Here is a 13,573-nt window from a genome sequence, read left to right as displayed (position 1 = left end):
CCAAATTTCGATACCCAGAAACCAATAAAGGGCGCGGTCTTATCTCCGCGCCCTTCAATTTGCTATAGCTGAACCCACGTCGTTTTCAAGTTGGTATATTTATCGAGCGCGTGGAGCGACTTATCCCGCCCGAAGCCACTTTGCTTGTAACCACCGAACGGGATCGACAGGTCTCCGGTAGGGTCCCAGCAGTTTACCCACACGGTGCCGGCCTGAATGGCGCGAGCCATGCGGTGTGCCTGGCTTATATCCTTGCTCCAGACTGCTCCTGCGAGGCCATAGATGGTGTTGTTGGCGATCTCGATCGCTTCGTCTTCACCGTCAAACTCAAGAATGGCGAGAACAGGCCCGAATATTTCCTCGCGCGCGATCGTCATATTGGGCGTGATGCCATTAAAAATTGTTGGCTCGATGAAATAACCGCCTGATTCTGCACGGGCTACACCGCCTCCAGCCTCAAGCTTGCCGCCCTCTGCCTTGGCCGTCTCAATGAACTTCATGATGCGGCTGTGTTGTTCCTTGTCGACAATCGCGCCAAGGTTGGTTTTGGGGTCAAGCGGGTCGCCGGGCATCCAGTCTTTGGCCGCATTCAGAAGTTTGGCGATGAATTTGTCCTTGATCTTCTTGTCCACCAGAAGGCGTGACCCTGCGGTACAGACTTCGCCTTGGTTGAAGAAGATGGCACCCGCAGCGGCTTGTGCCGCAGCATCAAGGTCCGGGCAGTCATCCATAATAATGTGCGGGCTTTTGCCGCCACATTCAAGCGCGATACGCTTGAGGTTCGACTGGCCGGAATATTCCATGAAATATTTGCCAACCTGCGTGGACCCGGTGAAGGCGAGGCCATCAACGTCCATATGCAGGCCAAGGGCCTTGCCCGCAGTGTGTCCAAGGCCGGGTACAACGTTGAAGACACCTTTGGGAATACCAGCCTCATACGCCAGTTCTGCCAGGCGCAATGCGGAAAGGGGCGATTGTTCAGCGGGCTTGAGCACAACACAGTTGCCTGCCGCAAGCGCCGGGCCCAGTTTCCATGCCGCCATCAGTAGCGGAAAATTCCATGGCACGACAGCGGCGACAACGCCGATAGGCTCCCGCGTGACCATGGCAAGCGAACTTGCGTCAGTGGGGGCAATCTCATCCATCACCTTGTCAGCGGCTTCGCCGTACCAGCGCAGGCTGTTGATTACCGCCGGAATGTCAACTGATGTGGCGTCGCCAACAGGCTTGCCCATATCCATCACCTCGAGCACGGCAAGCTCGTCTGCATGCTCGGCCACTTTATCCGCAAAGGCAATCATCAGCTTGCCGCGTTTGGTGGGGTGCAGGTCCGCCCAGCCGCTGGCGCGGAAGGCACGGCGGGCAGAGGCCACGGCTGTGTCGACATCAGCCTTGTCGCAGCTCGCGACATGGGCAATGACGGTACCCGTCGCCGGGTTGATGGTTTCAAAGGTCTCCCCCGAGGCTGCGTTCACCCATGCACCGTCAATAAAAGCCTTGGTGTGGATGGTCGCGGCCTCGGCCTGTGCCTGCCAGTAGGCGTGGTTTTTATCCGTCATGATACACTCCTTACATACGACCAAGCTGTTTGGCGGTGAGGTCGAGGGCGTTCCTCGCCTTTTCCACCAGTTCATCAATCTCGGTATTCGAAATGACCAGCGGTGGGCACAGGATCATCGCGTCGCCCACAGCCCGCATGATAAGGCCATTGTTGAAGCTGTGTTCGCGGCATTTGAAGCCCACATCAAGGGCAGGGTCGAACGGCTGTTTACTGGCCTTGTCGTCAACCAGTTCAATGCCGCCTAAAAGGCCGATGGAACGCACCTCACCCACAAGCGGGTGGTCGGCCAGTGTTGCGAGTTGCTTTTGAAAATACTCTATGCGTGGCTTGGCTGCTTCACCCACAAGGCCGTCACGTTCCAGAATTTCAATGTTCTTGAGTGCGACAGCACAGGCAACCGGGTGGCCGGAATAGGTAAAACCATGCACCATTTCTTCATCACCCGACGCAATGGTTTCGGCAATGTCGCCACCGAGCGCCACGGCAGAGAGCGGTTGGTAGCCGGAGGTCATGCCTTTAGCCATCGTTATCACATCGGGAGTGATGCCAAAGTGCTGACTGCCGAACCATTCGCCGGTCCGGCCCCAGCCAGTGATCACTTCATCTGCCCACAGCAGCACGCCATACTTGCGGCAGACAGCCTCAATACGCGGCCAATAGCCCACAGGTGGCGGCATCATGCCGCCAGCCCCCATAACGGGTTCGCCGACAAAAGCAGCAACATTTTCCGGTCCCAGTTCCAAGATTTTGTCTTCAAGCGCCTGAACACACTGATCTGTAAATTCTTCTTCTGTCAGGTCGCCACCAAACTTGTAGTGATGGGGTGTTGGGCCAATGTGGTGAATCCCCGGTACTGGCAGGTCAAACTGAGGGTGCATGCCGGTGAGGCCCGAAAGCGACGCTGCGATCGTTGTTGACCCATGGTAGGCCCGTTCACGTGCGATGAACTGTTTACGCCCGGGCTGGCCTTTCAGATTCCAGTAATATTTGATCAGCTTGTATGCGCTGTCCACGGCTTCAGAGCCCGAGCAGGCAAACAGCACCTGTGAGATGCCTTCTGGTGTCTTCTCAGCGACCTTTGCGGCGAGCTCGGTCGCATAAGGGTTTGAGGTCATGAAAAAGAGATTGTAGTAGGATAGCTCCCGCATTGCTTTGGTCGCAGCTTCCACGATCTCTTCATTGCCGTAACCCACCTGTGTGCACCACAGGCCAGCCATGCCATCAAGAATTTTATGGCCCTCGGAATCGGTCAGATACACGCCTTTGGCGCTGGTGATCATGCGCACGCCGCGGTCGCGCAGCTCAGGGTGAGTGGTGAAAGGATGCAGATGGTGGTCTGCATCCTGACTTTGCCAGAATTTCGTCTGGTTCGATACTTGGTTCATGTTTCTTACACCGTGAGTAGGAGATATTTGGTTTCCCATGGACTTAGCACCGAAGAGTAGCTGTCATATTCCATGGCTTTGGCGTCGAGATATGTTTCGACAAAAGCTTCGCCGAGAATCTCCTTAAGCGCATCACTTTGCCTCATGTTCTTGAGGCCTTCGAGGAAGTGGCTTGGCAGTGAACGACCGCGTGCCTCATAAGCCGAGCCACGGAATTCTGGTGCGGGTTCAAGTTTGCCCTTCATGCCGAGGTAGCCGCACGCCAGCGATGCTGCGATAGCAAAATACGGGTTCACGTCAGAACCGGCGATGCGGTTCTCTATCCGGCGGGATTCCTTGGACCCACCCGGTACCCGCAAGCCTACAGACCGGTTCTCCCGGCTCCAGTGCGTGTTTGTTGGCGCTGACCACGCTAGCGAAAAGCGGCGGTAGCTATTCACAAAGGGTGCAATCATTGGCATGGCTTCATGCATGTAGTTTTGTAGGCCGGCAATGTGCGACAGGAACAGTTTTGAGTGGCTGCCATCCTCGTTGGCAAAAATGTTTTTACCGGTCTCAAGGTCAACCACCGACTGGTGAATGTGCATGGCGCTGCCATAAGTATCCGGGTAGGGGCTTGCCATGAAGGTGGCGAACATTTTGTGCCGGATGGCAATTTGCCTGAGGATGCGCTTAAAGAGGAATGACTGATCCGCCACATTGAGCGCGGGGCCATGTACCACGTTAAACTCGAACTGCGCGGGCCCTGCTTCGTGGATAAGTTCATCAACATTGATGCGCTGGGCCTCACAGGCGTCATAAATATCGTCAAAGTAAGGTGCAAATTCATCGAGGCTGTCGATGGAATATGGCGCGGAACCGCTGTCCCGTCGCCCTGACATGCCAACCGGTGAAATTGGTGAAGATTCAACATCTTCTTGTCGGTCGATCAAGTAAAACTCGAACTCTGGTGCCACAATGGGCTGCCAGCCTTCGTCTTCGTAAAGCTTCAGCACGCGCTTGAGGACCTGTCGTGGTGAAAACGCCACCGGGTCACCATTGTCAAGTTCGGCATCGCAGATGACAGCCGCGGTTGGTTCGGGTTGCCAGGGGGTCATGCACACTGTGTCAAGATCGGGCAGCAGCACGACATCACGCTCGGTTTCTGACAGATAGTCATTGAGGGCATAGTCCCCCGTTATGGTCATGCCGAACACAGTTTCCGGCAGGCGCAGACCACGTGTTTTAAGGCCGTCGATAAATTTGGTGCGCGGCATGGACTTGCCGCGGGCAATGCCCGCGTTGTCCGCAACCATGCACTCGATATCATCGATATTTTCGGCCTTTAGCCAATTGTCCAGTTCTTCGATGCGCTTTGCATCATACATGGATCACCAATCCAGGCCCATTGCGGGGCTCTGTCCTTCTTCTCAAATGTGGGGCATTATGCCCGTTGTGATGCGCGCACGGCGTCGCCAAACGCGCGAAATAGTTTGGTGGACTGCTTATTTTCCCACGCTTTCCACTCTGGGTGCCATTGAACAGCGAGAGCGAAGTTTTTCGCGTCTTCAACCGAAACGGCTTCTATTGTTGTGTCCGGTGCCATTGCCTCAACTTTTAGTCCAGGCGCGAGGTCGCGGATTGCCTGGCCGTGCACCGTGTTGACCATGAAGTCTGCGCCGCCAAGGATGTCAGCCAGAACGCCACCGGGAGTGACGGCCACACGATGCGCGGGGCCATATTGAACCTCTACCGGGTCATTCTTGTCTTCGCGGTGATCCATGCGGCCTTCAATCTCATGAACCCGCGGGTATAGTGTCCCGCCAAGCGATACGTTCAGTTCCTGCAGCCCACGGCAGATGCCAAACATGGGTATGCCAGCATCAAGTACGGCACGCACGAGAGGCAAGGTATTTTTGTCTCTATGAGGGTCTTCGTTTTCGCTTTCCGGGGCCGGGGCCTCACCATAATGATGGCGCTGGATATTGCTGTATCCACCGGTAAAAAGGATACCGTCCGCGAGCCCAAGAATAGCTTCCGTGGCAATGGGTTTCTCAAGCGCAGGAAACAGCACCGGTGTAACATCGGCACAGCGCACCAGCGCTTGCACGTATTTGTCCCCCACCTGATGATAGCGGTGAGGGCCGTGCAGGGCGGTATCACAAACAATAGCTACAACTGGTTTCATTTTACCTTTTACCTTGTTTGGCTTCAGCTTCTGCACGTTCAACGGCAGCATCACGGGCGTATTCTTCTTCATCTTCGTCGGCGGGTACGGCTTCGTGCCATTTGAACAGGTTCATTTCTATGAAGAAGAAGGCAACAATCCAAAGAAGCGCGTCCCAAAACCCCATAAGATCGCCAAGCCATGCCCAGTAGCTGCAGCAGGCGATCAGCGTGATATAGAGCAAGGCCTTAACGACGCCGTTCCACTTATACAGTTTTTCGGTCAGCTCCCGACGTAATTGCAGGAAGATGTCGATCCACAGCACAATGACGATCAATACCCAAGTGCCCGCGTTGATTACGTCGGTCAGGGCCAGGTTTTCGAGATAGGGCAGGAGTTGCGCGGTGGTGAACGCGTTCAGGTGCTCATTATAGAATGTCGCCCCTTGCATGAACATGCCGCAATTCTCGGCGCTGAGTTCGGGGAACTCGTATAAGTCTAGGGCAACGCTCTGGACCATTCCGACTGCAGCACATGCATTGCCTGTGTAGGGCTGGAAATCGAAGATGATCTCCATATGGTTGATATAGCCCATTAGTGCTTGCAGGATCAGTATATAACAAATGCCAGCGGCGAGGTTCAGGCTCCATTTGAGCAGGCCTTTCAGCTTCTCGTCTGAAATGACATAGGTCTGCAGTTCAAAAATGAGCAAAAGGACGAGCCAGCCAAATGAATCAGTGGCCTGAGAGAAGGCATCAAATGCATGTTCAAACCCAATGCCATTCGGGAACCGCGCCGTCAGGGCCACATATTCCTCATGAAGGAAATAGACGAAATTGATGAAGATCAGCGTGTAAATGCTGTATTTGAATACCTGGAACAATGTTTCAGGTTTCAGTCCCAAAAGTCGTCGGTCCGATGACACGTATTTTCCCCCGTTCGGGTGCCAGGCTTTATATGCCGAGCTTGTCCCGCATTGAATACCACCAGCAGCCCATGGTGCTCAGTGGCACGCTTAGCAACTGCCCTCCAGGGAAGCTGCGCGCCGGCATGCCGGCAAATACATCAAATACACTGGCGTCGCCATGAACTGCGGCGCCGACAAGACGCCCCATCATGTGCGAGCTTGTCACGCCGTGTCCGCTGTAACCATGCGCAAAATATGTCGATTTGCCAAGCCGTCCGACATGGGGCAGCCGCGACCATGTGAGCGCAATGTTGCCCTGCCAGCCGTAATCGACCTTCAGGTCACGAGTCTGCGGGAAAAGCTTTTCCATGTTTGGCCGTAGTGCCCTCTCGACATTGGCCACATCCTCGCCGCCATAGACGGTGCCGCCGCCGAACAAAAGCCGGTTGTCGGCGGTCAGGCGGAAGTAGTCCAGCACATAGTTGGCGTCTTCCACGCACATGTCGGTTGGCAGGATGTCCTGCGCCATTGCGTCTGAAAGCGGCTCTGTTACGATGATCTGCGTACTGGCGGGCAAAACTTTAGGGTAGAGCTCTTTCACGGTTTTGCCGAGGTAGGCGTTGCCTGCGAGCACCACATAACGCGCCGTGACCGAGCCGTTCGTGGTATGCACCACCGGCTTGTCGAGCTGGTGCTCGACGCGGGTCACGCGGGTCTGTTCATATATTGTCGCGCCAGCCGCCTCTGCAGCCGCAGCTTCTCCAAGGGCCAGGTTGAGCGGGTGGATATGGCCGCCATTGTGGTCAAGCCAGCCGCCAGCATATTTATCGGTACCCACATGAGTGCGAATGTCCGATTTGCTCAAAAGGTCGATGCCGTCTCGTCCGAGTGGTTTCCATAGGGCGATGGTGTCGGCGATGTCCTTCATCTGCCGTTCTGTATAGGCGGCGAGCACCGAGCCCTGCTTCAGGTCGCACTGAATGTTGTGGCGTTTTATATGGTCGCGTATAACATTGCCACCCTCGAGGGCAAGCGCCGCCAGCGCCATGGCGCCGTCGTGGCCCACAGTGTCTTCGATATAGTCAATTTCACGGCTGAAGCCGTTGATGATCTGCCCACCATTGCGGCCGGACGCACCCCACCCGACTTTCGCGGCGTCCAGAATGACAACCTTATAGCCTTTTTCCGCCAAGGTCAGTCCTGTGACAATGCCGGTATAGCCTGCACCCACGATGCAGATATCGGTTTCCATGTCGCCGCTGAGCGATGGGCGTGCCGAGCTCACATTGGCAGAAGCCGCATAATAGGAGCCTGTATGTTCAATCTGTTGCATCGAAATTACACCTTGCGAACAAATCGGCCACTGCTCAAGCAGTAACCGCGAAATTTAAATAAAGTGATCACATTATTGACTCATCGTCAAGCCGTATTCGTGCTTGCGATGGGGGCTGTTGTGGCTGGATTTTTGCAGTTTGTACAGCGAACCTGCGCCGCCGCAATCGCTTGATCCAGCGAAATGTTGCCATCCTCATGTTGACAGTATGCAATTATTGTGATCACATTAATATAGATCGCGGGGCTACCTCTTGTGGCAATTTTGCGTATTGTTTTCAGCGTAGTATGAATTTGTCGTGAAAGGTAGCACTTACCGTTTGTTATGACGGCACGATCAGGAGGGGATGTTCCATGAAGTTGAATGATAAAGCGCTGTTGAAAGCGCACGCATATATTGATGGCGACTGGGTGTCAGCGGACACTTCGTTTGAGGTGCGTAACCCGGCGACGGGCGATGTTCTGGCGACCTTGCCTGATATGGGAGCGGATGAAACCCGTGCAGCGATTGAAGCCGCAGAAGCGGCCTTCAAAACCTGGCGCAAGATGCTCGCCAAGGAACGATCAGCCATTTTGCAGAAGTGGTTCCGGCTTATCATGGAGGCGCAGGAGGACCTCGCGCAGATCCTGACGGCGGAGATGGGCAAGCCACTGACAGAATCGCGCGGCGAAATTGCATACGGCGCCAGCTTTATCGAATGGTTTGCGGAAGAAGGCAAGCGCGTATACGGCGACGTAATACCCACCCCGCAGACAGATCGCCGCATTATGGTGATCAAGCAGCCTATCGGGGTTGTCGGTGCGATCACTCCGTGGAATTTCCCGAATGCGATGATTACGCGCAAAGTGGCACCAGCGCTTGCTGTCGGCTGTACCATGGTCGTAAAGCCTGCCGCTGAGACGCCGCTGTCAGCGCTCGCACTGGCCGAACTGGCAGATAGGGCCGGCGTGCCGAAGGGCGTGTTCAACGTGGTTGTGGGTAAAAAGTCCCGCGATATTGGCGGCGAATTGTGCGCCAATCAGAAGGTCCGCAAGCTGACGTTCACCGGCTCGACAGAAGTAGGCCGCATCCTGATGCGCCAATGTGCCGACGACATCAAAAAAATATCGCTTGAACTGGGCGGCAATGCACCCTTCATCGTATTCGATGATGCCGACCTTGACGCGGCCGTGGATGGTGCAATGGCCTCCAAATACCGCAATTCGGGCCAGACGTGTGTATGTGCCAACCGGCTTTACGTGCAGGACGGTGTGTATGATGCCTTTGTCGACAAGCTGGCCGCGAGGGTGGCTGAGATGAAAGTCGGTAATGGCGCCGAAGAAGGGGTGGTTCAAGGTCCGCTGATCAATGACGAAGCACTTGATAAAGTCGAAGAACATATCGCAGATGCACTCTCAAAGGGCGCCGAGCTGGTGCTCGGCGGTCAGCGGCACGAACTTGGTGGAAGTTTCTTTGAGCCGACGCTGCTGCGCAACGTGACCAAAGACATGAAGGTTGCACGCGAAGAGACTTTTGGTCCGGTCGCGCCCGTTTTCCGCTTCACTGATGAAGCAGATGTAGTGGCGCAGGCCAACGACACTGAATTTGGTCTGGCGTCTTATTTTTACGCTCGTGATCTGGCGCGTGTCTGGCGTGTGGCTGAAGAGCTTGAATACGGCATGGTTGGAATCAACACCGGTATCTTGTCGACGGAAGTGGCATCATTCGGCGGTGTGAAACAATCCGGCCTTGGCCGTGAAGGCTCAAAATACGGTATCGAAGACTTTATCGAGATGAAATATCTCTGCATGGCAGGGGTTTAAGGGAAATGAGTATCGTTTATGTCGGTTGAGCAGGAAATATCTAGTTTTCTCGAAGAACACCCCGATGTTGAAGTTGTCGAGGTCCTGATGGCCGACATGAACGGCATTTTTCGCGGTAAACAAATGCCTTTAAGCGGGCTCAAGCGGATAGCGAAAAAAGGTATACCTTTTCCGATCACAACGCCGTTCCTGACAACAAACGGTGCTAACGCTGAGACAATCTCGGAAGAATACGGCAGCGACCCAGACCGGATATGCATGCCAGTGCCAGGGTCGCTGCGCCTGATGCCGTGGTCGGACCGCAAGTCGGCACAGATTATCGTCACAATGCAGGACAGCGACGGCACATCGTTTTTTATGGACCCGCGTACCGTTCTGAAACGGGTGCTGAAGCGTTTTGAGGCCGACAAACTGAGGCCGGTTGTGGCGCTGGAGTATGAATTTTTCCTCTTTGAGGCAGGCTCGGTCCCACCGGTGCCGGTGTCACCGCCCAATGGCATGACTGCGGCGGGCGGCGCCAATTGTTACAATATGGACGTGCTCTATGACTTTGAGGCGTTGATGCGCGAGATTGAGGAAACCTGCCGCGCGCAGGAACTCGATATCATTGGCTTGGTCTGCGAATACGGCAATGGTCAGTTTGAGGTAAACCTCCAGCACACTGACGACGTCGAAGCCGCGTGTGACGATGCCCTTGCCCTTAAGCGGGTGATCAAGTCGGTTGCGCTCAAGCACGGTCTTCTTGCCAGCTTCATGGCCAAGCCGCGTTTTGAAGAAGTGGGGAACGGCCTGCATGCCCACGTCAGCCTGCTTGATGAAGACGGCAATAACGTTTTTGGCCTGGATGACGGTGATGAGCGGCTGCAGGACGCCATTGGTGGTTTGATCAAAACCATGCCGGGGGCAACAGCGATCTTTGCGCCCAATGCCAACAGTTATCGCCGGTTTGATCCGGACTGGTTTGCGCCCGTGGTTCCAAACTGGGGTGAAAACAATCGGCGACTGTCCGTTCGCTTGCCTCTTGCCGGGGCTAAAAATCGCCGGTTTGAGCACAGGGTTTGCGGTGCCGACGTATGTCCGCATCTGGTGGTCGCGGCCATTTTGGCCGGCGCGCACTATGGCCTGACCCACAAAGTCGACCCAGGCCCGGAATCCGGCGAATTCGACGGTGTGGATTTTGACAATGTGCTGCCGCCACGTTGGCGTATGGCGCTTGACCGGCTGGAAAAAAGCAAAGTAATGCGTGAGTATCTGGGCGATGACTTTGTTGACCTCTATTTACGGGTGCGCCGCGATGAAGAAGAAGAGTTTCACCGCCAAATAAGCCTGTGGGACTATGATCAATATTTACGGGTGATATAGAGGACGCACTATTTTATGCGAGTTAGAGACAGCATACATGACGACAGACTGCCGAATTCCTATTACACGGCAACTTGTAATGACCTGTCTGGCTTCAAGCGTCTTGAAGGCAATATCAAAGTCGATGTCTGCGTTGTTGGCGGTGGTTTCACCGGGGTGGCAACTGCGCTTCACCTTGCAGAGCGCGGTGTCGAGGTCGCACTTGTTGAGCAAAACCGCATCGGCTGGGGTGCCTCGGGTCGTAACGGCGGTCAGGTGATTGGAGGCTACGGGCAGGAATTGTCCGATTTTGCTAAAATTGAAAAGTCGTTTGGTGCCGGAAACGCAGAGGCTGTCTGGAAAATGGGGGTTGAATGCGTAGACATCATCGCGGACTGGGTCAAAAAATATAATATCGATTGTGACCTAAGGTGGGGCTACGTTGACCTCGCAATGAAAGAAAGCGAGCTTGAAGAGCTCAAACATTCCAAGGCTGCACTTGAAGCGCAAGGCTACACTTCAGAGCAAAAGGTGCTGAACGCTGACGAAGTCAAGGCATATGTTGGCTCTGACCGTTATGTTGGCGGTGTCACAAATATGGGCTGGGGACATTGTCATGTACTGAACCTCGTGCGCGGAGAAGCACGGGCGGCTGAAAGGCTTGGCGCGCAGATATATGAAGATGCGCGGGTGAGCAAACTTGAGGCGCGGGGCGACAGTATCGTGGTTGATATGGACCATTGCCGTGTGACCGCAAACAAGGTGGTACTGGCTGGCAATGCCTATCTGGGCAAGCTGGTACCCAAACTGGCATCACGTGTGTTGCCTGCCGGTAGTTATATTGTGGCAACGGAAACTCTCGATGAGGCACTCGCGCACAAAATCATGCCAGCAGGCTTTGCTGCCTGCGATCAGCGCTGGGCGCTGGATTATTTCCGGCTTACACCAGACAGGCGCCTGCTTTTTGGGGGCCTTGCCACCTATTCCGGGCGGCATCCCCGTGATATTATAGGCGCTGTCAGGCCGAATATGCTCAAGGTGTTTCCCGAGCTTGAACACGCCCGTATCGACTATGCCTGGGGTGGTTATATGGGAATTGGCCTTAACCGCATTCCACAGGTGGGCAGGGTGGCTGAAAATATGTATTACGCGCAGGCTTATTCCGGTCACGGTGTGGCGCCGACGCATATGTCTGCAAAGTTGATCGCAGAAGCAATTTCGGGTGATACCAGCCGTTTTGATATCATGGCCAAGGTGAAACATCCGCCGTTTCCCGGTGGGCAGATGCTCCGTCAGCCTATGCTGGCTGCAGGGATGGCTTATTACCGCTTGAAGGATGCGTTGGGGCGCTAATGGCAACAATGGGCAATATATCAGGCGCGGGGGCGCCAGCGGGCTCAAGCAGCGGTGGCCCCAAAATGAGCACGGCACAAGCGCAGGACTTTTTGCGCCGCGGCTATCGCGCCATGCAGCAGGGCGATTTCCGCGAGGCAGGTGGTTGTTGCAGCCTCGTGCTCAAGCATTTTCCAAAGGCCAAGGAAGCCCATTTTCTTGTTGGGCTTATCGGGATCGAAAGTGGTGATTGGGCGACAGCCAAGCGCGCTTTTCGCAATGTTGTCAGCCTTGATGAAGCCCATACGGCAGGATGGGCGCAACTGGCGCGCTGCTGTGTGACCATGGGACAATATAATCTGGCGGAGAAGGCCCTTCACAATGCTGTTGCAACCGGCACGGATGACCCGCTGGTAATGGATGTGATTGGTAACGTATATAGCTTGCTTGGTGATCAGCTTACGGCGCTTGACTGGTTTGACCGCGCGGCTGCTAAAGCCAGAACAGCCTTTTTTGAATTAAGTCGTGCCAAGGCGCTGACTTTCCTTGGTCGGTTGGATGAGGCTAAGGCAGCCCTTGCCGCTGTGTTGGCTGAAAAGCCGGATGCCGCTCTTGTCCATTGGATGTTGGGGCGCTTGAGAACGGCGAAGGAAACAGATCATATTGAGGCAATGACAGAAATTGCCGACCGCATGCCGGACGGCCACCCAGACGCCCCGTTCATCCAGTATGCAATTGGCAAGGACCATGAGGACCTGGGCAACTGGGATGAGGCGTTCAAGGCCTATGCTGCGGGCGCACAGGCAAGGCGTAAGCTGGTTGACCATGATGAAGCGGCGGAAGAGAACTTGTTTGAAACGCTCAAAAACACCTTGAGTAAAAGCTGGTTTGACGCGCAGGCAGGTGGGCACGATGATGCTGCTCCCATTTTTATTGTGGGTCAGCCCCGCACTGGTACTACACTGATTGAAAGGATTGTAACGGCGCACAGCGACGTAGAATCCGCGGGCGAGTTGCAGCAGTTTGGTATGGCTATAAAACGCATGAGCGAAATGAGTTCCCCGCGCCCCATGACAGCTGAAATTGTTGCCAAGGCGGCGGGTGCAAACATGTCTGCACTTGGCGAACTGTACCTGGAGACGACAAAGGCCGTTCGCGGTGACAGTCCGCGTTTTGTCGACAAGCTGCCAGTAAATTATCTCTACCTGCCTATCATTGCAGCGGCACTACCGAACGCCAAAATCATCCATATTGTACGCGACCCGATGGACAGCTGCTTCGCCAGTTACAAGCAATTGTTCGCAGATGCCTATTACCATTCGTATGACCAGCAGGAGATGGCACGACATCATGTGCGGTACCGCGATTTGATGGACCAGTGGCGTGAGGTACTGGGAGAGCGTATTCTGGATGTGGTCTATGAGGACACGGTTACGAGCCTTGAGCCTAACGCGCGAAAAATTATTGATTTTCTCGGGCTTGAGTGGCAGGACGCCTGCCTCAGTTTCCATGAACAGGCTTCCGCCGTGACGACCGCAAGTGCTGCACAAGTACGCGAGGCGGCGCACACCCGTTCTGTCGGACGCTGGAAGAAGTTTGAAAAGCATTTAGAGCCGATGAAGTCGGTTCTGGAAGAGGCGGGCTTGTTGGAGTTACCCGCATAAGTGGGCAGGCACCGGGGTGGAGCCTGTCCTTCAGTTCAACATGAGAGAGCAACCCTCAGGGCTTGTCTGGACGTTGCTCAAAAAAAGCCCGGTGACTGGCCG

The 13,573-nt window shown here is 54.9% G+C and carries 10 protein-coding genes; 4 read left to right on the top strand and 6 right to left on the bottom strand.

Going from position 1 to position 13,573, the window contains the following annotated elements; all coding sequences use genetic code 11:
- Positions 1–62: 62 nt before the first annotated feature.
- The 6 genes from ACN0VM_RS07435 to ACN0VM_RS07410 are packed head-to-tail and all read right to left on the bottom strand — an operon-like array spanning position 63 to position 7,332.
- Positions 63–1,559 carry an aldehyde dehydrogenase gene (locus tag ACN0VM_RS07435; RefSeq protein WP_417450233.1) on the bottom strand — a complete coding sequence of 499 codons (1,497 nt, stop codon included), beginning with the start codon at positions 1,557–1,559 and terminating at the stop codon, positions 63–65.
- A 10-nt stretch (positions 1,560–1,569) separates the two neighbouring features.
- Positions 1,570–2,946, bottom strand: coding sequence for an aminotransferase (locus ACN0VM_RS07430; RefSeq protein ID WP_417450232.1), 1,377 nt, complete (start codon positions 2,944–2,946; stop codon positions 1,570–1,572).
- 5 nt (positions 2,947–2,951) lie between these two features.
- A complete protein-coding gene (locus ACN0VM_RS07425) occupies positions 2,952–4,313 on the bottom strand; it encodes a glutamine synthetase family protein (protein ID WP_417450231.1) in 1,362 nt (453 codons plus the stop codon).
- Positions 4,314–4,369: 56 nt separating this feature from the next.
- The gene (locus tag ACN0VM_RS07420) at positions 4,370–5,113 is read right to left on the bottom strand and encodes a gamma-glutamyl-gamma-aminobutyrate hydrolase family protein (RefSeq protein ID WP_417450230.1); all 744 of its coding nucleotides are present in this window, start codon (positions 5,111–5,113) and stop codon (positions 4,370–4,372) included.
- Position 5,114: 1 nt separating this feature from the next.
- The gene (locus ACN0VM_RS07415; protein WP_417450229.1) at positions 5,115–6,017 is read right to left on the bottom strand and encodes a hypothetical protein; all 903 of its coding nucleotides are present in this window, start codon (positions 6,015–6,017) and stop codon (positions 5,115–5,117) included.
- Positions 6,018–6,045: 28 nt separating this feature from the next.
- On the bottom strand, positions 6,046–7,332 hold the full coding sequence (locus ACN0VM_RS07410) for an NAD(P)/FAD-dependent oxidoreductase (protein ID WP_417450228.1): 1,287 nt from the start codon (positions 7,330–7,332) through the stop codon (positions 6,046–6,048).
- Positions 7,333–7,685: 353 nt separating this feature from the next.
- On the opposite strand from ACN0VM_RS07410, the gene ACN0VM_RS07405 reads away from it, so the two are divergent.
- From ACN0VM_RS07405 to ACN0VM_RS07390, 4 genes are all read left to right on the top strand, one after another.
- A complete protein-coding gene (locus tag ACN0VM_RS07405) occupies positions 7,686–9,134 on the top strand; it encodes an NAD-dependent succinate-semialdehyde dehydrogenase (RefSeq protein ID WP_417450227.1) in 1,449 nt (482 codons plus the stop codon).
- An 18-nt stretch (positions 9,135–9,152) separates the two neighbouring features.
- Positions 9,153–10,496, top strand: coding sequence for a glutamine synthetase family protein (locus ACN0VM_RS07400; protein WP_417450226.1), 1,344 nt, complete (start codon positions 9,153–9,155; stop codon positions 10,494–10,496).
- A 15-nt stretch (positions 10,497–10,511) separates the two neighbouring features.
- Positions 10,512–11,828, top strand: coding sequence for an NAD(P)/FAD-dependent oxidoreductase (locus ACN0VM_RS07395; protein ID WP_417450225.1), 1,317 nt, complete (start codon positions 10,512–10,514; stop codon positions 11,826–11,828).
- A gap of 65 nt (positions 11,829–11,893) precedes the next feature.
- On the top strand, positions 11,894–13,471 hold the full coding sequence (locus ACN0VM_RS07390; protein WP_417450224.1) for a tetratricopeptide repeat-containing sulfotransferase family protein: 1,578 nt from the start codon (positions 11,894–11,896) through the stop codon (positions 13,469–13,471).
- Positions 13,472–13,573: the final 102 nt, after the last annotated feature.

Source organism: Kordiimonas sp. (genome assembly GCF_048260245.1).
Classification (GTDB): Bacteria; Pseudomonadota; Alphaproteobacteria; order Sphingomonadales; family Kordiimonadaceae; genus Kordiimonas.
Note: the sequence above shows the minus strand (reverse complement) of the source record. Positions and strands in the feature narration are given on the sequence as shown.

Bases quoted from the DNA above. Each gene is read 5' to 3' on its own strand.
- ACN0VM_RS07435 (WP_417450233.1), bottom strand. From the start codon at position 1,559: ATGACGGATAAAAACCACGCCTACTGGCAGGCACAGGCCGAGGCCGCG.
- ACN0VM_RS07430 (WP_417450232.1), bottom strand. From the start codon at position 2,946: ATGAACCAAGTATCGAACCAGACGAAATTCTGGCAAAGTCAGGATGCA.
- ACN0VM_RS07425 (WP_417450231.1), bottom strand. From the start codon at position 4,313: ATGTATGATGCAAAGCGCATCGAAGAACTGGACAATTGGCTAAAGGCC.
- ACN0VM_RS07420 (WP_417450230.1), bottom strand. From the start codon at position 5,113: ATGAAACCAGTTGTAGCTATTGTTTGTGATACCGCCCTGCACGGCCCT.
- ACN0VM_RS07410 (WP_417450228.1), bottom strand. From the start codon at position 7,332: ATGCAACAGATTGAACATACAGGCTCCTATTATGCGGCTTCTGCCAAT.
- ACN0VM_RS07405 (WP_417450227.1), top strand. From the start codon at position 7,686: ATGAAGTTGAATGATAAAGCGCTGTTGAAAGCGCACGCATATATTGAT.
- ACN0VM_RS07400 (WP_417450226.1), top strand. From the start codon at position 9,153: ATGTCGGTTGAGCAGGAAATATCTAGTTTTCTCGAAGAACACCCCGAT.
- ACN0VM_RS07395 (WP_417450225.1), top strand. From the start codon at position 10,512: ATGCGAGTTAGAGACAGCATACATGACGACAGACTGCCGAATTCCTAT.
- ACN0VM_RS07390 (WP_417450224.1), top strand. From the start codon at position 11,894: ATGAGCACGGCACAAGCGCAGGACTTTTTGCGCCGCGGCTATCGCGCC.